This window comes from Streptomyces sp. NPDC021080, assembly GCF_044333225.1.
GTDB lineage: Bacteria > Actinomycetota > Actinomycetes > Streptomycetales > Streptomycetaceae > Streptomyces.
In genome coordinates, this window is record NZ_JBIRQM010000003.1 from 687,204 (window position 1) to 708,755 (window position 21,552).

Annotated in this window: 22 protein-coding genes; 11 read left to right on the forward strand and 11 right to left on the reverse strand. The window is 70.8% G+C overall.

The features are described from left to right. Positions 1–120: 120 nt before the first annotated feature. Positions 121–480, reverse strand: a complete 360-nt coding sequence (locus tag ACH4S8_RS10380) for an ArsR/SmtB family transcription factor (protein ID WP_398392278.1) — start codon at positions 478–480, stop codon at positions 121–123. Positions 481–541: 61 nt separating this feature from the next. On the opposite strand from ACH4S8_RS10380, the gene ACH4S8_RS10385 reads away from it, so the two are divergent. Beyond that, positions 542–1,768: a cation diffusion facilitator family transporter gene (locus ACH4S8_RS10385; protein ID WP_398392279.1), complete on the forward strand. Its 1,227-nt coding sequence runs from the start codon at positions 542–544 to the stop codon at positions 1,766–1,768. Positions 1,769–1,805: 37 nt separating this feature from the next. Here the strand turns inward: ACH4S8_RS10385 and ACH4S8_RS10390 are convergent, their stop codons facing one another. Together ACH4S8_RS10390 and ACH4S8_RS10395 are read right to left on the reverse strand one after the other, a co-directional pair. Next, positions 1,806–2,366, reverse strand: coding sequence for a YbaK/EbsC family protein (locus ACH4S8_RS10390; protein WP_398392280.1), 561 nt, complete (start codon positions 2,364–2,366; stop codon positions 1,806–1,808). 97 nt (positions 2,367–2,463) lie between these two features. Then, complete coding sequence (locus ACH4S8_RS10395; RefSeq protein WP_398392281.1) at positions 2,464–3,036, reverse strand: helix-turn-helix domain-containing protein; 573 nt, start codon at positions 3,034–3,036, stop codon at positions 2,464–2,466. A 93-nt stretch (positions 3,037–3,129) separates the two neighbouring features. Between ACH4S8_RS10395 and ACH4S8_RS10400 the strand changes: the two genes are divergently transcribed. Further along, positions 3,130–3,987, forward strand: a complete 858-nt coding sequence (locus tag ACH4S8_RS10400; protein WP_398392282.1) for an EamA family transporter — start codon at positions 3,130–3,132, stop codon at positions 3,985–3,987. 48 nt (positions 3,988–4,035) lie between these two features. Here the strand turns inward: ACH4S8_RS10400 and ACH4S8_RS10405 are convergent, their stop codons facing one another. Beyond that, on the reverse strand, positions 4,036–4,854 hold the full coding sequence (locus ACH4S8_RS10405) for an acyltransferase (protein WP_398392283.1): 819 nt from the start codon (positions 4,852–4,854) through the stop codon (positions 4,036–4,038). Between the two features lie 141 nt (positions 4,855–4,995). Here ACH4S8_RS10405 and ACH4S8_RS10410 point away from each other — a divergent pair, with 141 nt between their 5' ends. Then, a complete protein-coding gene (locus ACH4S8_RS10410; protein ID WP_398392284.1) occupies positions 4,996–5,526 on the forward strand; it encodes a gamma carbonic anhydrase family protein in 531 nt (176 codons plus the stop codon). A gap of 122 nt (positions 5,527–5,648) precedes the next feature. On the opposite strand, the gene ACH4S8_RS10415 is transcribed toward ACH4S8_RS10410, so the two are convergent. The 3 genes from ACH4S8_RS10415 to ACH4S8_RS10425 form a co-directional block, all read right to left on the reverse strand. After that, entirely contained in the window at positions 5,649–6,299 is a 651-nt protein-coding gene (locus ACH4S8_RS10415; RefSeq protein ID WP_398392285.1) for a DedA family protein, read from the reverse strand. Positions 6,300–6,433: 134 nt separating this feature from the next. Next, a complete protein-coding gene (locus ACH4S8_RS10420) occupies positions 6,434–7,483 on the reverse strand; it encodes an NAD-dependent epimerase/dehydratase family protein (protein ID WP_398392286.1) in 1,050 nt (349 codons plus the stop codon). Positions 7,484–7,597: 114 nt separating this feature from the next. Next, complete coding sequence (locus ACH4S8_RS10425; protein ID WP_398392287.1) at positions 7,598–8,425, reverse strand: SDR family oxidoreductase; 828 nt, start codon at positions 8,423–8,425, stop codon at positions 7,598–7,600. Positions 8,426–8,530: 105 nt separating this feature from the next. On the opposite strand from ACH4S8_RS10425, the gene ACH4S8_RS10430 reads away from it, so the two are divergent. Continuing rightward, entirely contained in the window at positions 8,531–8,980 is a 450-nt protein-coding gene (locus ACH4S8_RS10430) for a MarR family winged helix-turn-helix transcriptional regulator (RefSeq protein ID WP_398392288.1), read from the forward strand. A gap of 180 nt (positions 8,981–9,160) precedes the next feature. Continuing rightward, the gene (locus ACH4S8_RS10435) at positions 9,161–9,565 is read left to right on the forward strand and encodes a PaaI family thioesterase (protein WP_398392289.1); all 405 of its coding nucleotides are present in this window, start codon (positions 9,161–9,163) and stop codon (positions 9,563–9,565) included. Between the two features lie 129 nt (positions 9,566–9,694). Here the strand turns inward: ACH4S8_RS10435 and ACH4S8_RS10440 are convergent, their stop codons facing one another. Next, on the reverse strand, positions 9,695–10,054 hold the full coding sequence (locus tag ACH4S8_RS10440; protein ID WP_398392290.1) for a hypothetical protein: 360 nt from the start codon (positions 10,052–10,054) through the stop codon (positions 9,695–9,697). A 198-nt stretch (positions 10,055–10,252) separates the two neighbouring features. Further along, positions 10,253–10,705, reverse strand: coding sequence for a DUF4442 domain-containing protein (locus tag ACH4S8_RS10445; protein ID WP_398392291.1), 453 nt, complete (start codon positions 10,703–10,705; stop codon positions 10,253–10,255). Between the two features lie 181 nt (positions 10,706–10,886). Here ACH4S8_RS10445 and ACH4S8_RS10450 point away from each other — a divergent pair, with 181 nt between their 5' ends. The 3 genes from ACH4S8_RS10450 to ACH4S8_RS10460 all read left to right on the forward strand — a co-directional run bounded on the left by ACH4S8_RS10450 (position 10,887) and on the right by ACH4S8_RS10460 (position 14,757). Continuing rightward, the gene (locus ACH4S8_RS10450; protein WP_398392292.1) at positions 10,887–11,948 is read left to right on the forward strand and encodes a hypothetical protein; all 1,062 of its coding nucleotides are present in this window, start codon (positions 10,887–10,889) and stop codon (positions 11,946–11,948) included. Between the two features lie 197 nt (positions 11,949–12,145). Next, positions 12,146–13,198 (forward strand): hypothetical protein, encoded by a 1,053-nt coding sequence (locus ACH4S8_RS10455; RefSeq protein ID WP_398392293.1) that lies wholly within the window; start codon positions 12,146–12,148, stop codon positions 13,196–13,198. Between the two features lie 236 nt (positions 13,199–13,434). Then, on the forward strand, positions 13,435–14,757 hold the full coding sequence (locus tag ACH4S8_RS10460) for an MFS transporter (RefSeq protein WP_398392294.1): 1,323 nt from the start codon (positions 13,435–13,437) through the stop codon (positions 14,755–14,757). Positions 14,758–14,993: 236 nt separating this feature from the next. On the opposite strand, the gene ACH4S8_RS10465 is transcribed toward ACH4S8_RS10460, so the two are convergent. Continuing rightward, the gene (locus tag ACH4S8_RS10465; protein ID WP_398392295.1) at positions 14,994–16,238 is read right to left on the reverse strand and encodes an ROK family transcriptional regulator; all 1,245 of its coding nucleotides are present in this window, start codon (positions 16,236–16,238) and stop codon (positions 14,994–14,996) included. A gap of 220 nt (positions 16,239–16,458) precedes the next feature. On the opposite strand from ACH4S8_RS10465, the gene mmsA reads away from it, so the two are divergent. From mmsA to ACH4S8_RS10480, 3 genes are all read left to right on the forward strand, one after another. Next, entirely contained in the window at positions 16,459–18,006 is a 1,548-nt protein-coding gene (gene mmsA, locus ACH4S8_RS10470) for a multiple monosaccharide ABC transporter ATP-binding protein (RefSeq protein ID WP_398392296.1), read from the forward strand. After that, complete coding sequence (gene mmsB / locus ACH4S8_RS10475) at positions 18,003–19,301, forward strand: multiple monosaccharide ABC transporter permease (RefSeq protein ID WP_398392297.1); 1,299 nt, start codon at positions 18,003–18,005, stop codon at positions 19,299–19,301. Before mmsA ends, mmsB begins: the two co-directional genes overlap by 4 nt. A gap of 80 nt (positions 19,302–19,381) precedes the next feature. Then, on the forward strand, positions 19,382–20,488 hold the full coding sequence (locus ACH4S8_RS10480) for a substrate-binding domain-containing protein (protein ID WP_398392298.1): 1,107 nt from the start codon (positions 19,382–19,384) through the stop codon (positions 20,486–20,488). A 141-nt stretch (positions 20,489–20,629) separates the two neighbouring features. On the opposite strand, the gene ACH4S8_RS10485 is transcribed toward ACH4S8_RS10480, so the two are convergent. Next, positions 20,630–21,475 carry a spermidine synthase gene (locus ACH4S8_RS10485; RefSeq protein ID WP_398392299.1) on the reverse strand — a complete coding sequence of 282 codons (846 nt, stop codon included), beginning with the start codon at positions 21,473–21,475 and terminating at the stop codon, positions 20,630–20,632. Positions 21,476–21,552: the final 77 nt, after the last annotated feature.

Genomic DNA, 21,552 nt, shown 5'->3' on the forward strand with positions numbered 1-21,552 from the left:
GCACACGGGCCCGGCAGCACGCGGGCCCGGCAGCACACGGTCGCGAGCGCACCCCACCCCAGGCATGCACGGGCCCCGTACAGCGGCCCGGCGCGGGGCCCGAAGCCCGCGGGGCGGGTCTCAGTCGTGCGCCGGGCGGTCGGAGAGCCGGTGGTCGGCCAGGCTCAGCGCCTCGTCGACCACCCGGCGCAGATGACCGTCTCCGAGCGAGTAGACCACCCGGCGTCCTTCCTTCCTCGTGCTCACGAGCCCGGCGAGACGGAGTCGGGCCAGGTGCTGGCTGACGGCCGGACGGGCCGCGCCGCACGTCTCGGTCAGCGTCGTGACGTCGGCCTCGCCACCGGTCAGCGCGTGCAGCAGCGTGAGACGGGTGCGATCGGCCAGGAGGGCGAGGAGTTCGGCGGCGAGCGCGAACTGTTCCTCGCCGGGGGTACGCGGGTGCGCATCGTGCGCAGGTGATAGGTGCATGCGTGCGCTCATACGCACATAATGGCCTCGTGGACACCGACGCGTCCACTCCCGCGCACGGAAGGGGACGCACGTGAACGACCGGCACGACCACGACCATCACCACGGGGGCGGGCACGGCACGGGCGACGGCCACGGCAGTCATGGCGCCCACGACGGCAAAAACACCGACGGACGGCTCCGCAGCCACGACGACGGACATGAACTCGACCACCGGCACGACCCCGGACCTGCTCACGCCCACTCCCCCGGCCGGCCGCATCCGCACCCCCGATCACGTCCGGCGGATCACCGTCACCCGCACGGCCACCCGCAGGGCCGCGGGAGCCGGCTGCGCCATCTGCTGACCCCGCACTCCCACGAGACGGCCGACAAGATCGACTCCGCGCTGGAGGCGTCGGCCCGGGGCATGCGGGCCCTCTGGCTCTCCCTGGCCGTCCTCGGCACAACGGCCCTGGCACAGGCGGCCGTCGTCATGCTGTCGGGGTCGGTCGCGCTGCTCGGCGACACCGTGCACAACGCGGCCGACGCGCTGACCGCCCTGCCCCTCGCGGTCGCCTTCACACTGGGCCGCCGGGCGGCGACACGACGCTTCACCTACGGCTACGGGAGGGCGGAGGACCTGGCGGGCATCGTGATCGTGCTGACGATCGCTGCTTCCGGCGCCTTCGCCGCCTGGGCGGCGGTCGGCCGACTGCTCGATCCGGGGCCCGTGCGGCACCTTCCGGCGGTCGCGGCCGCCGCGCTCATCGGCTTCGCCGGCAACGAGTGGGTCGCCCGGTACCGCATCCGCGTCGGGCGCGAGATCGGCTCGGCCGCCCTGGTCGCGGACGGACTCCACGCCCGTACCGACGGATTCACCTCACTCGCCGTGCTGGTGGGCGCCGGCGGCGCGGCTCTCGGGTGGCAACCGGCCGACCCGCTGGTGGGGTTGGCGATCACGGCCGCGATCCTGTTCGTGCTGCGCGATGCCGCCAGGGAGGTCTTCCGGCGCGTGATGGACGCCGTGGAGCCGGAGTTGGTGGACCGGGCCGAGCGGGCGCTGCGGCAGGTCGCGGGCGTGCGTGACGTGGGAGAGCTGCGGCTGCGCTGGATCGGGCACAGGCTGCGCGCCGAGGTGGCGGTCGTGGTGGACGGCGAGGCGACCGTGCGCCGCGCCCACGACATCGCCGTGGACGCCGAACACGCCCTGCTGCACGCCGTCCCGAAACTGACCGCCGCCCTGGTCCACGCCGATCCGGCACCGGCACCCGGCCACGCGGATCCGCATCGGACACTGGCCCATCACGCCACCGGGTGACCTGCCGGGGCGTGACACCGCACCGGCGGGCAGGACGTCATCCGGCGATGCCCAGACCTTCCAGCACCACCGCGTTCGGCAGTTCCGCGAACGCCTTGCCCGGGACCAGGAGTTTGCCGCGCCGACGGCCGCTGCCCACCAGCACGTACGGCAGCCCGACGACGGCCGGGTCGACCAACAGCGGCCAGTCGTCCGGGAGTCCGACGGGGGTGATGCCGCCGTACTCCATGCCGCTCGCCCCGGTCGCGATGTCCATCGGGGCGAACGACGCCTTCCGGACGCCCAGTTGACGTCGTACGGCACCGTTGACGTCGACGCGGGTGGTGGACAGGACGACACACGCGGCGAGCGTGGTCTCGCTGCCGCGCCGGCCCGCGACCACCACGCAGTTGGCCGACGTGTCCAGCAGTTCCTTGCCGTAGTGCTCGACGAAGACGGCGGTGTCGGCCCACTCCGGGTTCGTCTCGACGTAGACGATCTGCTCGGCGGGGGTGCCACCGCGCCACCCGCGCACCGCGTCGGCGACGGGGCCGACGAGTTCGTCCAGGCAGTCGGGGGCCGCGAAGGCGTGGTCGAAGTGTCCGATGGGTGCGCGCATGACGGCACGCTAACAGCACCGCGGACCCGGTCGGCGGGAGCCTGCCGCGCCCGCCGGGACCGGCTCACCGGGTGCGCCGCCGGAGCGGCGCCGGGCCTCAGTGCACGAGCGGGACCGACACGGCCATGACCATCTCGACCGGGACCTCGCCCTGGTTGGCGTACGTGTGGGGGGTGTCGGCCTCGAACGACGCGCTCGCCCCTTCGGGGACGCGATGCTCGACGCCGTCGACGGTGAGGGTCATCTCGCCCGCGATGACATGCACGAGTTCGACGGTGCCGGAGGGGTGCGGGTCGGACGGGCTGCCCTCGCCCGGCATCAGCCGCCAGTCCCACATCTCCAGCGGACCGGGCGCCTCGGTGCCCGCCAGCAGCCGGTTGTAGCTGCCCGCCTCGGTGTGCCACAGCCGTACGGCCTGGTCCTCGGGGACGATCCGGACCTTGGGTCCCTGCTCGTAGTCGAGCAGGGTGGTGATGCTGACGCCGAGCGCGTCACCGATCTTGACGACGGTACCCAGGCTGGGATTGGTCCTGGCCTGCTCGATCTGGATGAGCATGCCGCGGCTGACTCCGGCGCGGGCGGCGAGCGCCTCCAGGGTGAAGCCGCGCTCGGTGCGCCAGCGCTTCACGTTGCGCGCCAGGGACTGAGTCAGCAGGTCGAGATCCGACACATTCCGTCCAATATTTTGAATGACAGAGTTCAATCAGGTGAACTATCGTGTGATGCACCTGATCGTTCACCGAACTGTACTGCGAGGCCCCCCGTGACAGCACTCTTCGCCCTGGCCACCAGCCTCCTGTGGGGCCTGGCCGACTTCGGCGGAGGCCTGCTGACCCGGCGCACGCCCGCCCTCACGGTGGTCGTCGCCTCCCAGTCGATCGCCGCGGTGGTCCTCGGCGCGATCGTGCTGGCCACCGGCGGCTGGAGCGAGGCGGGACCGCAGCTGTGGTTCGCGGTCGCCGCGGGCCTGGTCGGCCCGGTCGCGCTGCTCTCCTTCTACAAGGCGCTCGCGCTCGGCCCGATGGGCGTGGTCTCGCCGCTCGGCTCGCTGGCCGTGGTCGTCCCCATCGGTGTCGGCCTGTTCCTCGGGGAGCGCCCGGGTCTGGTGCAGATCGCGGGCATCGCGGTCGCCGTGGCGGGTGTCGTCCTCGCGGGCGGGCCCCAGCTGCGGGGCGCGCCCGTGCAGCGGCAGGCGATCCTCCTGACCCTGATCGCGGCCGCCGGCTTCGGCACGGTGTTCGCGCTGATCGCCGAGGCGTCGTCGTCGGTCACCGGGCTCTTCCTGGCCCTGTTCGTGCAGCGCGTGACCAATGTCGTCACCGGCGGTTCGGCCCTGGCCCTCTCCGTCCGGCGCGGCGCGGCGGCCCTTCCCGCGGGCGGCTTCCCCTGGGCCTCGCTGCCCGCGCTCGCCTTCGTCGGCCTCGCCGACGTCGCGGCCAACGGCACGTACTCGGTCGCCGCCCAGCACGGCCCGGTCACCGTCGCGGCCGTCCTCGCCTCGCTCTACCCCGTGGTCACGGCGCTGGCCGCGCGCGGTGTCCTCAGGGAGCGGCTGCGGGCGGTGCAGGCCACCGGAGCGGCACTGGCGCTGGTCGGCACGGTCCTGCTGGCGACCGGCTGAACCGGCTCCGAGCAGCTCCGAGCGGCTCCGGCCCGCGGAAACCCGCCGTCAGGGCTCCGCGCGGACGTCCCCCGACCGCGCGGGCACGTCCTCGGCCGCGGCCCGGACGTCAAGGTCCAGCTCCGCGAGCCGCGCGACGGTCTCCTCGTCCAGTTCCGAGAGCGCCTGCAACTGCTCGGGGGTGACCCCGTCGGGAATCGGCACCGGCGGCGGCGTGCGCAGTGGCGGCTGCCACCCGGCGACCGGGTCCCAGCGCCGGACGACCTTCGCGGGAGCCCCGGCGACGACGGAGTGGTCCGGCACCGTACCCCGTACCACCGCGCCCGCGGCGACCACGACGTTCCGTCCGATCCGCGCGCCGGGAAGGATCACCGCGTTGGTCCCGATCCAGCAGCCGGGCCCGATCTCCACGGGCTCCATGCGCGGCCACTGCTTGCCGATGGGCTCGTGCGGATCGTCGTACGAGTGGTTCGTGGAGGTCACGTACACATAGGGCCCGAAGTAGCAGTCGTTGCCGATCGTGACCGTCGTGTCGGCGATGACGTGGCTGCCGCGGCCGAGCACGACACCGTCCCCGATGCGCAGGATGGGGTCGGGACCGAGGTCCAGATCGGGCATCAGGCCCGCGGTCAGCGTGACCTGCTCGGCGACGATGCAGTACGAGCCGAGGTGGATCCAGGGTTCGCCGAAGACCGTGCCCAGCGGGAAGGCCAGCCGGGTGTTCTCGCCGATGGCACCGAAACGGAACCGGCCCGGCTGCTCGGCCGAGACCGTACCCGCGCGCCGCATCCAGGCCCAGCCCGCGTGGACGGCGCGCTGCGCGAGGCGCCGCCGCCATGATGAGAACGTGTTCTTGCTCCTGGACACGCGTTCACGGTACTCAGGGCGGGGCACGCCGATGTGATCACACGGCTGTGATCTTCGCCCCACCGGAGGTGCGCGGGGCGATGGCATACGGTGCCGGTGTACTCAGAAGGACCGGACCACGACACGACGAGACGGTGACACGTGACGACGCAGCAGGCGTTGATCAAGGGGATCGGCGGCAAGGAACCGCAGGTGGACCCGGAGGCGTTCGTCTCCCCCACCTCCGTGGTCATCGGGGACGTCACGCTGGAGGCGGGCGCGAGCCTCTGGTACGGCGCGGTGCTGCGCGCCGACTGCGGCCCGATCGTCATCGGCGCGGGCAGCAATGTGCAGGACAACTGCAGTCTGCACGTGGACCCCGGGTTCCCCATCACCGTCGGGGAAGGGGTCTCGATCGGCCACAACGCCGTGGTGCACGGCGCGACCGTCGAGGACGGCTGTCTGATCGGCATGGGGGCCACGGTGCTCAACGGGGCCGTGATCGGGGCCGGCTCGCTGGTGGCCGCGCAGGCCCTGGTGCCGCAGGGGATGCGGGTCCCGCCGGGCTCGCTCGTCGCGGGTGTCCCCGCGAAGGTCAAGCGCCCGCTGACCGACGAGGAGCGCGAGGGCCTGTCACTGAACGGCGTCTTCTACGTGGAACTGGCCAAGGCCCACCGCGAGATCCACGAGTAGACCCCGCCTCGCTCGGCGGCGGGCACCGCGAGGCCGGGAGTCACTCGGCGGCGCGCACCGAGAGGCCGGGGAAACCGCCCTCCGCTCGGCGGCGCGCACCGCGGAATGTACGAGCAGCCGGTCTACTCGGCGGCGGGGACGGGTTCCGTCTCCGCCGTGCCGTGCTCCGTCGCCGCCTTCTTGGCCTTGCGGCGGACGATCAGCATCGAGGCGAGACCGACGAGCACCGCGGCGACCAGGCCGAGCCACGAGAAGCGCTTCAGCCAGGACTCGGCGACGACACCGACGTAGTAGATGACCGCGGTGGTACCGCCGGCCCAGATGATGCCGCCGAGGACGTTGGCGATCAGGAACTTCCAGTACGGCATCCGCAGCACACCGGCGAGCGGCCCCGCGAAGATCCGCAGCAGGGCGATGAAGCGGCCGAAGAAGACGGCCCACATGCCCCACTTCTGGAAGGAACGCTCCGCCGTGGCGACATGGGCCTCGCCGAAGTGTCTGGGGAACTTCGCGCCGAGCCAGGCGAGCAGCGGGCGTCCGCCCTTGCGGCCGATGGCGTAGCCGATGGAGTCGCCGACGATCGCTCCGAGGCTGGCGCAGACGCCGAGGACGACGGGGTTGATGCCGCCGTGCTGCGAGGAGAGCAGTGCGGCCGAGACCAGGACGATCTCCCCGGGCAGCGGAATGCCCAGGCTCTCCAGACCGATGACGAGGGCCACGAGCGCGTAGATACTGACCGCGGGCACCGTCTCGAGCCAGTCCTGGACGTGCAACGCCGGTTCCTCCCGTTTCGGTGTACGTGACCCGGCCGACCGCGTTTCGCGTGATCACCGAGGTGCGCTTCCCCGGAGCGCCCGCCGGGAAGCCTACCTGGTCGGCATGAACAGCGGCCGGGACGTGGGGCTCGTCACGCCCGCCGCCTCCAGCTCTCGTAGTGGTCGAGCAGGGTCTCCTCGACCGGCCGGTAGGTGATCCCCAGCTCCCGCACGCTCCTGCTGTTGTCCACGGGGAACCGGATGCCGAGGTGTTTGCGGATGTAGTCCTGGGTCAGTCCGAACGCCGGGCCGAGGATGCGGACCGGCCAGTGCGGGAGCGCGGTGCGCGGCAGCCGCAGGGCGCGGGGATACCGTCCGCGGACGATGCGCGCCATGTCGTGGAAGGACGTCATCGTCTCGGCCGCGACGATGTAGCGGCCCTTGGCGCCGTCGTGTTCCGCCGCCGCGATGTGCGCGTCGGCGACCTCGCGGACGTCCGCCGTGGTGAAGCTGAAATCGGGCGCGCCGTAGAAGAAGTAGCCCTTGAAGAGTTCGTCCAGCAGGAAGAGGCTGCCGGACTGCGACGCGGGGGTGAGGGACGGGCCGAGGACCAGACCGGGGTTGACGGACACCAGGCGCCAGCGGTCCTGGGCCGCCTCCGCCGCCCACGCCTCGCGCTCGGCGAGCGTCTTCGCGTAGTGGTACGGGTTGTTCTCGACCGTGCTGGTGGTGTTGAAGTACTTCTCCGACAGGACACCGCCGTCCATGTCCCGGACGTCGATGTAGTCGCCGAAGATCGCGCCGACGGTGGAGGTGAGGACGAGTTTCCCGACCGTCGGTGTCCGTTCCACGCCCGCCAGCACGTTGCGGGTGCCGAGCAGCGCCGGGTCGACCATGTCCCTGCGGCCGTCCTTGATCTTCTCCGGCATCAGGAACGGCGACGCCACGTGGAAGACCACACCGCAGCCGCTCATCGCCGCGTCGAAGGACCCGTCGGCCAGCAGATCCGCCTCGAACAGCTCGAGCCTGCCGGGAAAGGCCTCCCGCATCTCCCGGAGCGGCGCCACCTTCGCGGTGTTCGCGGTGCTTCGCACGGTGGTGTGGACGCGGTAGCCCCGCTCCAGCAGCCGCCTCACCAGATGGCTCCCGACGAACCCGCTGCCACCGGTCACCAGAACGGTGCCCTGCCCGCCTACGCCCACGCTCGCACTCCTCGATCCCGGTCCCCGGCGCGTCGCCCGGCCCCGTCCTCCGGGCGGTGCGCGCATCGTTCGTAGGTCAGGGTCGGGCATGGACGGCCGGAAGGGAACAGGCGTTCACTCCCCCAGCCAGGCCGTGGTGAGCTTCTGGAGCGCCGAGCCGTCGGCGTCGGCGAGCTTGACGCCCGTGAAGGCGGCGGCCTGCTCGGAGGTCTGGTAGCGGAACCGGGGTTCGTCGGCCGTCAGCGCGGCGACGACGACCTGCGCGCACGCGTGCGCACTCTGTGCCGCGGAGAACGACGTCGCGGTGCGGTCGAGGTAGGCACCGATCAGCGGCCGGTAGTCCCCCGCCTCGGCGACGAGCGCTTCCAGGTCGCTGCCGGCGCGGATGTTGCTGACGAATTCGGTGGCCACCGCGCCGGGCTCGATCACGCTGACCGCGACACCGAGCCGACCGACGACCGGGGCGAGGCTCTCCATCCATCCCTCGACGGCGAACTTGGCCGCGCAGTACGCCTCGTTGAACGGCTGGCCGATCACGCCGCCGACGCTCGTGACCGTGATCAGCCGCCCCCGGGCGGCACGCAGATGCGGCAGCGCGGCCTTGGTCACCTGGACGACACCGAAGAAATTGACCTCCATGACGTCACGGACGGCGTCGACGCTCTCCAGCTCGATGGTGCCGACGTGCCCGGCGCCCGCGTTGTTGATCAGGGCGTCCAGCTGTCCGTGGTCGGCGATCACCGCGGCGACACAGTCCGCGACCGAGTCGGGGTCCGTGACGTCGAGCCGCCGGACGTCGGCACCGGGCAGCCGCTCGCGCAGCGGCCCGGCCTTTCCGGTGTCGCGCATGGTCGCGACGACGGTGTAGCCGGCCTGTTCGGCGAGAACGGCGGTCTCCAGGCCGATACCGGTGGACGTACCGGTGACGAGGGCGATCTTCATGGCGGGACCTCTCTGATTGCGCGCACCTGCTTGTGGCACCTATTTGCGTGTACACACACATACTAGAGTTGCGTGCACGCGCACGCAACTGGGTAGACTCGCGTCGTGACGGAGATCAGGCTGAAGCAGGCGGAGCTGACGGTCGAGGACCAGGCGTACTACCGCATCGTCGGAGTGAGCACGGCCCTCACGGCACGGGCGAACGCCCGCCTGGAACAGGATTTCCGGCTGCCCGCGTCCTGGTTCGAGGTACTGCTCTGGCTCTACCACCAGGGCGGTCCCCTGTCCGCCACGGATCTGGGTTCGTGCGCGCTGATCAGCCGCAGCCAGGTCTCCCGGGTCATCGACGCGCTGCAGTCGCGGGGCCTGGTGACCCGGGCCCCCTCGGCCGCCGACGCCCGGTCCGTCGAGGTGACCATCACCGAGGAGGGCCGGGACCTCTTCGAGCGTGCGGACCGGGCCCGGCGTGAGGCCCTGGCACCCGCCCTGACCCAGAAACTGGAGCCGGCCGAGCTGGAGGAACTGGCCCGCATCCTCCTCAAGCTGAAGCACTGACGGGACCCGGCACCGGAACGGGACCGGAATCCGGCGCCCAAGCGAACGGCGTGAGCATTTCCGCACCGCTGGAACACCACGGGAACGCATCGGAACGTCGCTGGAACTCCCCTCTACGGCAAGGGAGTTGATAGAAAGGATCATCGACTTCCGCCCCACCCCTCCCACAAGGAGACCGATGTGACCGTCACCGCCGAGGACATCTACGCCATGGCCCCCTACGCCAGGACCCTGGGCGTTCGCTTCACCGCCCTGTCGGCAGAGGGGGTGGACGCCGAACTCGACTTCGTTCCCGAACTGTCCACCGTGGGAGGCGGGTTGCACGGAGGCGCGCTGATGGGCCTGGCCGACGTCGCCTCGGCGGTGTGCGCCGCGCTGAACGGCCCCGCGGGCGCCGTCCCCGCCACCACCACCTCGACCACGCATTTCCTGCGGCCCGTGCGCGAGGGAGCCGCGTACGCGAAGGCCCGTGTGCTGCGGGTGGGACGCGACACGGCGGTCGTGGAGTGCGACATCGAGGACGACCGGCGACAGCTCTGCACCCGGGTCACCCAGACGGTGAGCATTCGGGTGCCGCGCGGCTGACCGAACGCGGCGGTCCTGCCGATACCCCGCACACCGGGTGGACGTGCGCGCGGATACCGACGGAGAGCGCGCCGAGAACGACGACGGCCCCGGTCCAGGACGGCCGGGGCCCTGACGTCTCCGGGTGCGTCACGGCTGGTCGAGTGTGCCTTCGAGCATCTTGTCCTTGTCGAACGTGCCGTCGTCGTCGAGCCGGCCGAGATTGCCCAGGGCCGCGTTGAGGACGAGTGCGTCGTAGTCGTCGCCCTTCACGCCGTCACAGGCGGACGGCCTGCCCCTCCCGTCCGCCTCGTACTGGGCGACGAGGGCCCTCTGGCATCCCCTGACGATGTCGTCGTAGGACGGCCGGGCGATCCAGTAGACGGCTCCGCCGATGGCGAGGGCACCTGCGACGGCGGCGGCCACGATCAGGTCGCGGCGCCGCGTCACGGTCGGCTTCGACGCGACGAAAGGCGGGGTGTCGGGCATCGGCGGCAGCTGGTTCGTCACGTTTCCCCCAAGGTCGTGCGGTCTCGGGATGCTAACGACGAAGGAGCGGCTCGGACCGCCGGTCGACCGGGTTGCACCGGAACGAGGACGCCCCCGGCCGCGGCCGGGGGCGTACGTGTGCCCGTGACGATCTCCCCGACTGCCCCCTGAGGCTCGTCGTGAGCCCGAGGGGGGCCGGAATTTCCGCAGGCCGGAACGTCAGCCGTTCGGGCGGAGCGTCCAGATGACCGTCATCTCGCCGGTCACCGCGCCGTCGGCGCGCTGGATGGCGATGGCGACCGGGAACTCGGGGCGCAGGCCGGCGTCGAGGTCGGCGACGACGTCGACGGCGGGCCGCCCGAGCGTGGCGGTGGCCGTGACCGGGCCCATCGCGAGCTTCTTGTACGCGATCTCGGCGCTGACCGCGAGCGGTACGGCGCGGGAGAGCTGGTCCCCGAAGGCGGCGAGCACGATCGCCCCGCTCGCCGACTCGCCCAGCGTGAACATGGCTCCGGCGTGCGGTCCGCCGACGTGGTTGTGGAAGTCGCCCTGGTCCGGGAGCGCCACGACGGCCTTCTCCGGAGTGGTCTCCACGAACTCGAGGTTCAGGGTCCGGGCCATCGGCACGGTCGCGGCGAGCATCTCGCCGATCGTCATCTGGTCTGCGCTCATACCGGGATGTTACCCATGAGTAGCAATCCTTGGCCAGACCCGCCGTCCGGACCCGGTCCGGACGGCGCCGACGACAAGAGGCGAGTGGCAGGGGAGACGAAAGACGGAGTCGCACTCCGGTACAGGCCTGACGAGACGCGGTGACAGAAACGTTTCACAGGCGCCACTAACGTGACTTCCCATGTGGCCAGGACAGCAGCCGCCCGGAGGCGAGCAGAACCCGCAGGAACGGAATCCGCAGGGACAGAACCCCTACCAGCAGCCGGGGTACCAGCAGCCGAACCCGTACCGGCAGCCCGGATACCAGCAGACCCCGCCCCCGCAGCCGGGGTATCCGCAGCAGCCCGGCCCGTACGAACCGCAGCCGGGACAGCAGCAGTGGGGTACGGCCTCTCCCGCGGGCGCGCCCGAGCCGCCGCGCGGGAGAGGGAACCGGACGAAGGTGATCGCGGTCGTGGCGGCCGGCGCCGTGGTCGTGGCCGCCGGGGTGACCGGCGCCCTCCTGCTCGGCGGCGGCAAGGACGACCGGGCCGACGGCGGCGGCAAGGGCACGGGCCCGAAGCCCCCGGCGAGCACCCCGAAGAACCCGAGCGCGTCGCCCTCCGGCGGCGACCGGCGCGGCGGTGCGGGCGAGCAGCCGACCGTCCCCGGCTGGAAGGTCGTCGTCAATCCCAAGTGGGGCACCGCCTTCGACGTCCCCGCGGACTGGGAGGTGGCTTCGCCGGGCACGTCGATCGGGTTCGAGAAGCACGACGCGAAGGCCGGCGACAAGCCGCTGATCATGATGTCGGCGCCCGCCTACTTCAAGTCCAAGTGGTGCACGTCCGACGACGACAAGGACGGCCGCACCGAGGACACCGCGCTCGGCGCCGCGGGCACCAAGGGCGCGAGCGGAGCGAAGAGCACCGACGAGGTGGCCGTGAACCAGGTCCCCTGGTGGGTGTACGGCGGCTACACACAGCCGGACAAGAAGAGTCTGACCTTCGACAAGAAGGCCAAGCCGTACACCACGAACTCGGGCATCACCGGGAGCGTCGCCTGGGCCAGGTCCGAGAACACGCCCCGGAAGGGGAAGTGCGCGAGCGACGGCAAGGCCGTCACGTTCGGGTTCAAGAACTCCGCGGGCGACTTCGTGGCGTGGAATCTCTACGGCGCCACCGGCGTGAAGGACGAGATCCCGGACGCGACCATCCTGAAGATCCTGAGCACCGTCCGTCTGCACGGTGACCCGACGGGGTCCTGAGCACCGTCCGTCCACACGGTGACCCGACAGGGTCCTCAGCCGGGACCGGCCGGCTTCACGAACCCGGCCGGAACAGCGGCCTGAGCCGGCGTCAGCTGGCTCCCGGGCCGGGATCAATGGGACAAGTGACCCGCGGGGGCGGCCGTTTCGGGGACCGCCGTGGCACCTGGTCAGGGGCCCCTCTATCGTTACGGGCCATGTGGCCAGGACAGCAGCCGCCCGGGGGCGAGCAGAACCCGCAGGACCAGAACCCGTACCAGCAGCCGGGGTACCAGCAGCCGAATCCGTATCAGCAGCCCGGATACCAGCAGCCGGGGCAGCCGGGCTATCCCCAGCCCGGCCCGTACGGACAGCAGCCGGGGCAGCCGCAGTGGGGAGCGCCGTCGGATCCCCTCGGCGCGCCCCAGGCACCCGGCGGCAGCGGCGGTGGTGGTGGCGGCAACAAGACGAAGATCACCGCGATCGTCGCGGCCTCGGCGGTCGTGATCGCGGCCGGGGTCACCGGATTCCTCGTCCTCGGCGGTGGCGACAAGGACGACAAGGCCAAGAGCGACACGTCCAAGTCCCCGAAGGCGTCGGCCTCCACGTCGGCGAGCGCGAGCGCGAGTGACGCCAACCCGCGCGGCGGCGACGACGAGAAGGCGACGATCGCCGGCTGGAAGGTCGTGGTGAACCCGAAGTGGGGCACCGCCTTCGACGTGCCGCCGGACTGGAACGTCAGCACGTCCGGCACCTTCATAGGCTTCGAGGACGACAAGAAGGGCGACGGGTCCCTGCTCATCGGCATGTCCGCGCCCGCGTTCCTCAAGGAGAAGTGGTGCACGTCCGACTCGGACAAGGACGGCCGCACCGAGGACACCTCGCTCGCCGCCGCGGGCACCAAGGGCCAGAGCGGCGCGAAGAACACCGACGACGTGGCGCGCAATGACTCCGCGTGGTGGGTGTTCGGCGGCTACACCGACCAGAAGAACGCCTCGAAGAAGCTGCTCAAGATCGGCAAACCCGAGGCGTACACCACGGCTTCGGGCATCAAGGGCAGCGTCGCGACGACGTACTCCAAGGGCGTCGCCAAGAAGAAGAAGTGCGACTCCGACGGCAAGGCGACCACCTTCGCCTTCAAGAACTCGGCGGGCGACTTCGTGTCCTGGACGCTCTACGCCGCCAAGGGCGTCTCGGAGGAGATCCCGGACGCGACCGTGCGAAAGATCCTCAGCACCGTACGGCTGCACGGCGACCCGACGGCTTCCTGAACCCGGAACCGGAACACGCGGCCTCACCCCCTCCTGGAATCCCTCCCTATGGACTGAGCTGGGACGCGAGGCCCATCAGGGCGAAGCGGGCCCCCGGCGCGCACCCGAAACGGACGCGCGGGGCACCGGGCCGGGCCGGCCCGCTCACGGGCGCCGACCGCGTGGACGTCAGGCGGGCAGTCGGTGCGAGTGCAACGGGTTTGGCAAGACGGGCACCGGGCGGCGATAGTCTCCCGGTGACCTCAGCCGCCGACCTCGCCCGACACTCCCGCCGCCCCTCCCGGGCGGGCCGGAACTACACCCTTCTGACCGCCGCCGCGGTCGTCACCAACCTGGGCAGCCAGGGCGCGCTGATCGCCGCGGCGTTCGCGGTGCTCGGCGCGGGCGGCGACGGGGGCGACGTCGGTCTGGTGGCCGCGGCGCGGACCCTGCCGCTGGTGATGTTCCTGCTGATCGGCGGAGCGGTCGCGGACCGGCTGCCGCGGCACCGGGTGATGGTCGCGGCCAACGCGCTCAACTGTGTGTCGCAGGCGGCGTTCGCCGTCCTGGTCCTCTCCGGTGACGCACGGCTGTGGCAGATGATGCTGCTCTCCGCGCTCGGCGGCACCGGGCAGGCGTTCTTCAACCCGGCCGCCGAGGGCATGCTCATGTCGTCGATACGCGGTGAGCAGGCGAGCCGCGCGTTCGCGGTGTTCCGGATGGCGATGCAGGGCGCCGGCCTCGGCGGCGCGGCCCTGGGCGGCGCGCTGGTGGCCGTGATCGGACCGGGCTGGGTGCTCGCCGTGGACGCCGTGGCGTTCGCCGTCGCCGGCGCGCTGCGTTCGTTCCTCGACGTCAGCCACATACCTCCGCGTGAACCCGGCGGTGGCCTGCTCGCGGATCTGCGCGAGGGCTGGCAGGAGGTCGTCGGGCGGCCCTGGCTGTGGACGATCGTCGCGCAGTTCTCCGTGGTGGTCGCGGTCGTCGGAGCCGCGGACGCGGTCTACGGGCCGCTGGTCGCCCGGGACAGTCTCGGCGGGCCGGGCCCCTGGGGCCTGGCGCTCGGCGCGTTCGGCGCCGGGACCGTGGGCGGCGCGCTGGTCATGACCCGCTGGAAGCCCCGGCGCCTGCTGCTCGCGGGCACCTTGTGCGTCTTCCCGCTCGCGGCACCCGCCGCCGCGCTCGCGGTCCCCCTGCCGGCGGTCCCGCTGTATGCCGTGATGTTCGTCAGCGGCCTGGCGATCGAGGTGTTCGGCGTGTCCTGGATGACGGCGCTCCACCAGGAGATTCCCGAGGACAGGCTTTCGCGGGTGTCGGCGTACGACTGGTTCGGCTCGATCGCGATGGTCCCGCTGGCCACGGCGCTGGCGGGCCCCGCGGAGCAGGCCTTCGGCCGCACGCCCGCGCTGTGGGGCTGTGCCACGCTCGTCGTGGTGGTCACGGCGGCGGTGCTGTGCGTCCCGGACGTCCGGAATCTGACGCGGCGGACCCGGGCGGTCGCGCAGGGCGTTCCCACCGCGCGGGCCGGCGCGGAGTACGCGTCGGCCGATGCCGAGGGACCCGCCGGGCGACTCGGGTGAGCGAACCGCTTTCTCGTCGCACACCGGAGCGGCCCCGCCGTTGAAGTCCCGCGGCGCCGGGCCGTGTTCGACGCGCGCGGGGCACACCTCGCCGCCGGGACGACAGCGACAGCGACAGCGACGGGCGGGCGCAGGGGAAAGTCGCCGCGGGCCTTCGGCCGCTTTCCCGGCCCGGCGCCCCGACCGCCCGGCCCGGCGCGAGCGCCTCTCCGGGCCGGGTACGCTCTCCCGCCGGTTCAGTCGGACAGCAGTGAGGACAACTGCGGGGAGTACGTCGCGTGCAGCACCAGCGCGGCACTGCCCACCACGGCGGCGTCCGCGCCCAGCGGGGACGCGGCGACCTGCACCGTACGGATGTGACGGGCCAGCGGCCTGGTGGCCAGCGCCGAGGCGACGATGTCGACGTACCGCGACTCCACGTGCTGGAGGCCGTGACCGCCCAGGATGATGAGGTCCACGTCGATGAAGTTGGCGATGCTGACCGCGAGCGAGGCGACATGCTCCGCGGCCTGGTCGATGACGGCCGCCGCGACGGGGTCACCGGCTCCTGCCGCGAGCCGGATCGCGGCATGGTCGACGGAGGCGGGATCCCTCTCGAACGACGGTGACAACGCGCTGTCGCGGCCGGGGCCGGCCGCGAGCCGCCGGTGCGTCTCGGAGACGATGGCGGACGGGTTGACCAGTCCCTCCAGACAGCCCCGGTTGCCGCAGTAGCACTCGGGTCCGTCGGGCAGCACCGAGGAGTGGCCGAACTCGCCGGCGTTGAACGAGCCTCCCCTGTACACCTGGTGATTGAGGATCAGACCCCCGCCGATGCCCGTGCCGAGGTACAGGTAGGCGAAGTTGGCGACGCCTTTGCCCACACCGGACCAGCGTTCTCCGATGGCGGCGGCGGTGGCGTCGTTGTCCAGGGTCACCGGCAGCCGGGTGGCGTCGCCGAGCATGCTCTGCAGGGGCACGCGCGTCCAGTGCGCGAGCTGCGGCGGAGCGACGATCACCCCGATTTCCTGGTCGATCGGTCCCGGCGTCGCGAGGCCCAGCCCCAGCACCTTCTCCCGCGGCGTCTTCGCCTCGTCGAGCACCTCGGCGACCAGGTCGGCCATGGCGGACACGACGTGCGAGGGATCGGTGCCGGGAGGGGTGGGCCGCCGGATGACGACCAGCGGCCGGCCCAGCAGGTCGACCACGGCACAGGTGAGTTCGACCGGGTCGAAGACGAGTCCGACGGCACTGCCCGCGTCGGCGTTGATCCGCAGGGTGGTGCGGGGTTTGCCTCCGCTGGCGACCCGGCTGGCGCCGTCCTCGCGGACGATCCCCTCGTCCAGCAGCCGGCGCACGATGCCGGAGACCGTCTGCGGGGTGAGGCCGGTCCGCTGAGCGATCTCGACCCGGCTGATGCCGTCCGTGAGTTGGATCTGGTCGAGGACCACCGCCCGGTTGTATCGCCCGACCTTGGGGAGATTTGTTCCTGCTTGCCGCACGAATCGTCCTCTCTTGTGCCAGCTCACTGACAATACCGCCGCCGGGGCGTTGACTTAGTAAAACAAATGGATTTAAAGTCCGGTCCCGCAGACGAAACACGCAGGAACTGGAGGCACCAGGCAGTGCCATCGGAGGCAAGTTGATGTCCACGAACATTCGCATCCCGCAACGCTCGGACTCGCGCGCCGAGCGCGGCTTCCGCAGCGTGGGGTTCCGCTCATGAGCGGGCCCCCGGTCTTGCTGGAGATGCGATCGATCACCAAGACGTTCCCGGGCGTGAAGGCGCTCGAGGACGTCAGCCTGGTGGTGAACGAGGGCGAGATCCACGCGATCTGCGGCGAGAACGGCGCCGGCAAGTCCACGCTCATGAAGGTGCTGAGCGGGGTGCACCCGCACGGCAGTTACACGGGCGACATCGTCTACCGCGGCGAGAGGGTCCAGTTCCACGACATCCGGGCCAGCGAGCAGGCCGGCATCGTGATCATCCACCAGGAACTGGCGCTGGTCCCGGGCATGTCGATCACCGAGAACCTCTTTCTCGGCAACGAGCCGCGCAGACGCGGTGCGATCGACTGGAAGACCGCACAACGGCGGGCCGTGGAACTGATGGAACAGGTCGGGCTCCGGGAGGACCCGGACACCCTGATCAAGGACATCGGCGTCGGCAAGCAGCAACTCGTCGAGATAGCCAAGGCGTTCGCCAAGGACGTGAAGCTGCTCATCCTCGACGAGCCGACCGCCGCTCTGAACGAGGCCGACTCGCAGCATCTGCTGGATCTGCTGCGCGGCTTCCGGGAGCGGGGGATCACCTCGATCATGATCTCGCACAAGCTCAACGAGATCGAGGCGGTCGCCGACACCATCACGATCCTGCGTGACGGCCGGACGATCGAGAGCCTCGACGTCAAGGCCGACGGGGTCAACGAGGACCGCATCGTGCGGGGCATGGTCGGCCGGGAGCTCAACAGCCGCTTCCCCGACCACACGCCCGACATCGGCGAGGTGTTCTTCGAGGTCCGCGACTGGACGGTGCGGCATCCGAGCGCGGAGGACCGGCTCGTCTGCAAGGGCTCCGCCTTCACGGTCCGGCGCGGTGAGATCGTCGGCTTCGCCGGACTCATGGGTGCCGGGCGCACCGAGCTCGCCATGAGCCTGTTCGGCCGCTCGTACGGCCACTACGTCTCCGGCCGGGTCTTCAAGGACGGCAGCGAGATCCGGCTGAAGTCGGTGGCGGACGCCATCAAGCACGGACTCGCCTATGTCAGCGAGGACCGCAAGTCCATCGGCCTCAACCTGCTGGACGACATCAAGACCTCGATGGTGGCCGCCAAGCTGTCGAAGATCGCCCGGCGCCGGGTCGTCGATCCGGTGCGCGAGCACCGCGTCGCCGATGAGTACCGCCAGAGTCTGCGGATCAAGACGCCGAGTGTCGACGAGGGCGTGGTGAAGCTCTCCGGCGGCAACCAGCAGAAGGTGGTCCTCGCGAAGTGGATGTTCACCGATCCCGACCTGCTGATCCTCGACGAGCCGACCCGCGGTATCGACGTGGGCGCCAAGTACGAGATCTACGGGATCATCCAGCGGCTCGTCGGCCAGGGCAAGGGCGTCATCGTCATCTCCTCGGAGCTGCCCGAGCTCATCGGACTGTGCGACCGCATCTACACGGTGTTCGAAGGCGCCATCACCGGTGAGGTGACCCGGCGGGACGCGAACCCGGAACTCCTGATGAAGAAGATGACCTCTCTCACGAAGACAGCGACCACATGAGCCGCATCACAGAACTTCAGAAGAACCTCTTCGGAGGTACCACTTCCAACGCCCGCCAGTTCGGCATGATCTCCACGCTCGTGGCGATCGTCGTGCTGTTCCAGATCTGGACCGGAGGGCTGACCCTGACCTCCGGCAACCTGATCGCCGTGGTCAGCCAGTACTCCTACATCCTGATCCTCGCGATCGGCATGCTGATGGTGATCGTCGCCGGCCACATCGACCTCTCGGTGGGTTCGGTCGCGGCGTTCACCGGCATCGTGGTCGCCAAGGTGATGCAGGAGTACTCGCTCCCGTGGCCCCTGGGCATCGTGCTCGGCCTCCTGGTCGGCGCGGCGATCGGCGCCTGGCAGGGCTTCTGGGTCGCCTACGTGGGGGTGCCGGCGTTCATCGTCACCCTGGCCGGCATGCTGCTGTTCCGCGGCGGCAACCAGTACATCGGCAACGCCGACACGGTGCCGGTGCCCACGGGCTTCCGCGACATCGGCGCCGGATTCCTGCCGGAGGTCGGCCCCGACACCGGGTACAACAACCTGACCCTGCTGCTGGGCCTGGCCGCCTGCCTGGGCGTGGCGTGGCGGGAGTGGACGTCACGCCGGACCCGGCGGGAGATGAACGCCGACGCCGCTCCGCTGTGGGTGGCCGGGATCCGGCTGGCCGTCATGCTGGGCGTCATCGTCTTCGCGACGCTGCGCTTCGCCGGCGGCCGGATCGGGACCAGCGTGCCCATCTCCGGCATCATCCTCATCGTCCTGGTGCTCGCCTACTCGTACTACACGCGCAACACCATCGGCGGCCGGCACATCTACGCCGTCGGCGGCAACTCCCGCGCGGCCGAGCTGTCCGGTGTGAAGCTCAAGCAGGTCAACTTCTTCGTCATGATGAACATGTCCGTCCTCGCCGCACTGGCGGGCATGATCTTCGTGGCCCGCTCCGCCGCCTCCGGCCCGCAGGACGGACTGAGCTGGGAGCTCGACGCCATCGCGGCCGTCTTCATCGGCGGTGCGGCGGTCTCCGGCGGCCTCGGAACCATCAGCGGCTCCATCGTCGGTGGTCTCGTCATGGCCCTGCTCAACAACGGACTCCAGCTCGAGGGCGTCGGCTCCGACATGGTCCAGATCATCAAGGGCCTGGTCCTGCTGCTCGCCGTCGCGTTCGACGTCTACAGCAAGAAGCAGGGGCGCTTCTCGATCATCGGGGCACTGACGCGCCCCTTCCAACGCGACGAGGCGACGATCCCGGCCCAACCGTCCGGGCAGTCCGCCGATTCCGACAAGGCACAGGTCACGAGCTGAGCGCCGAGTCGTCACCCAGCGCGCCGTCCTCCACGGCGTCCCACTCACCCCGTACCACCGTAAGAAAGGCTCACCCCACCATGCGCAGAGGCATCATCAGAGGGATCGCCGCCGTCGGCGCCGTCGCACTGCTCGGCCTGGGCACGGCGTGCTCCAACCACCGCGAGGGCTCCACCTCCGGCAGCGGCGACGCCAAGGGATTCGCGAAGAACTCCCTCGTCGGCGTCGCGCTTCCCGCGAAGACCTCGGAGAACTGGGTGCTCGCGGGCGACCTGTTCACCAACGGGCTCAAGAGCGCCGGTTTCAAGGCCGACGTTCAGTACGCGGGCGCCTCGACCACGGTCGCCGACCAGCAGGCGCAGATCTCCTCCATGGTCACCAAGGGCGCCAAGGTCATCGTGATCGGCGCGACCGACGCCTCGCAGCTCGCCACCCAGGTGGCCGCGGCCAAGCAGGCGGGCGCCAAGGTCATCGCCTACGACCGCCTCATCACCAACACGAAGGACGTCGACTACTACATCGCGTTCGACAACTACAAGGTCGGCCAGCTCCAGGGGCAGGCCCTGATCAACGGCATGAAGGCGAAGAAGCCGAAGGGCCCCTGGACGATCGAGCTGTTCTCCGGCTCCCCGGACGACAACAACTCCAAGGTGTTCTTCGACGGCGCGATGAGCGTGCTGAAGCCCCTCATCGACAAGGGCGACATCGTTGTCGGGTCGGGCCAGACGGCCATCAAGCAGACCGCGATCCAGGGCTGGAAGGCGGAGAACGCCCAGTCGCGCATGGACAGCCTGCTGACCTCGACGTACAACGGCAAGAAGAAGCTCGACGGCGTCCTGTCGCCGAACGACACCCTCGCCCGCGCGATCATCACCTCGGTCAAGGGCGCCGGCAAGCCGGTCCCGGTCGTCACCGGCCAGGACTCCGAGGTCGAGTCGGTGAAGTCCATCATGGCCGGTGAGCAGTACTCGACCATCAACAAGGACACCCGCAAGCTCGTCGCCGAGACCATCAAGATGGTCCAGTCCCTGCAGAAGGGCGACAAGCCGCAGATCAACGACACGAAGTCGTACGACAACGGCTCCAAGATCGTGCCGTCGTACCTCCTCCCGCCGGTCATCGTGACCAAGGAGAACGCGGCCGAGGCCTACGCCAACGACCCGCAGCTGGCGCCCCTCACCAAGTAGCAGGACCCCAACGCCGCTGTCCCGGCCCGGAGTTCACCGGGTGCGGGACAGCGGCGCTCCGGCGTGTCCCGATGTCCGTGCTCCGGCCCGGCGGCCCGCTCCGGGGCACGCGGCACCCCGGTGTCCGGCGCGGAGCACGCGTCAGCCGATGCCGAAGGAACCGCCCGGCGGCTCGGGTGAGGCAACCGCGTCCTCGTCGCGCACCGGAGCGGCCCCGCCGATGAAGTCCCGCAGCACGGGGCCGTGTTCGACCCGCGCCGGAAAGGCGTCGGCGGCCGTGCGACGGGCCAGGGCGGCCGTGTCGAGCGGCTGGTGGGAGGCCACGAGCACGGCGTTGCCGAAGCGCCGGCCGCGCAGCACGCCGGGTTCCGCGATGAGGGCGATCTCCTCGAACACCGTCGAGAACGTGGCGAGTTGGGAGCGCAGAAAGCCGAAGGGCGCCGCGTCCGCGAGGTTGGCGAGGTAGACGCCGTCGGGGCGCAGCACCCGCTCGGCGGCGCTCGCGTACGCCGTGGAAGTCAGGTGCGCCGGTACCCGCGAGCCGCCGAAGACGTCCGCGATCAGGATGTCGGCGGAGTCGGGGGCGGCGGCCTCGGTCCAGGCACGGGCGTCGGCCCGGTGCAGCTCGATGCCCGAACCGTCGGGCACCGGCAGACACTCGACGATCATTTCCAGCAGGCCCTTGTCCGCCTCGACCACGTCCTGACGCGAACCGGGCCGGGTGGCCGCGACGTAGCGGGGCAGGGTGAGCGCCCCGCCGCCGAGGTGCAGTACGTCCAGGGCGCGCCCCGGTTCCGTCACCGTGTCCAGCACGTGCCCGAGCCGCCGGGTGTACTCGAACTCCAGGTGCGTCGGTTCGTCCAGATCGACGTACGACTGGGGTGCGCCGTCCACCGTGAGCAGCCACGCCCGCTCGCGGTCGACGTCGGGCATCAGCTTGGCGGTCCCGTGATCCACGGCCCGCGTCACGGGTATCGGCTCGTCCACGGGTCCATTGTGCGGCACGCGCACCGTCACGAACGGGGCCGCCACGGCGCCGCGAACGGGGCCGTCAGGGGGACGGG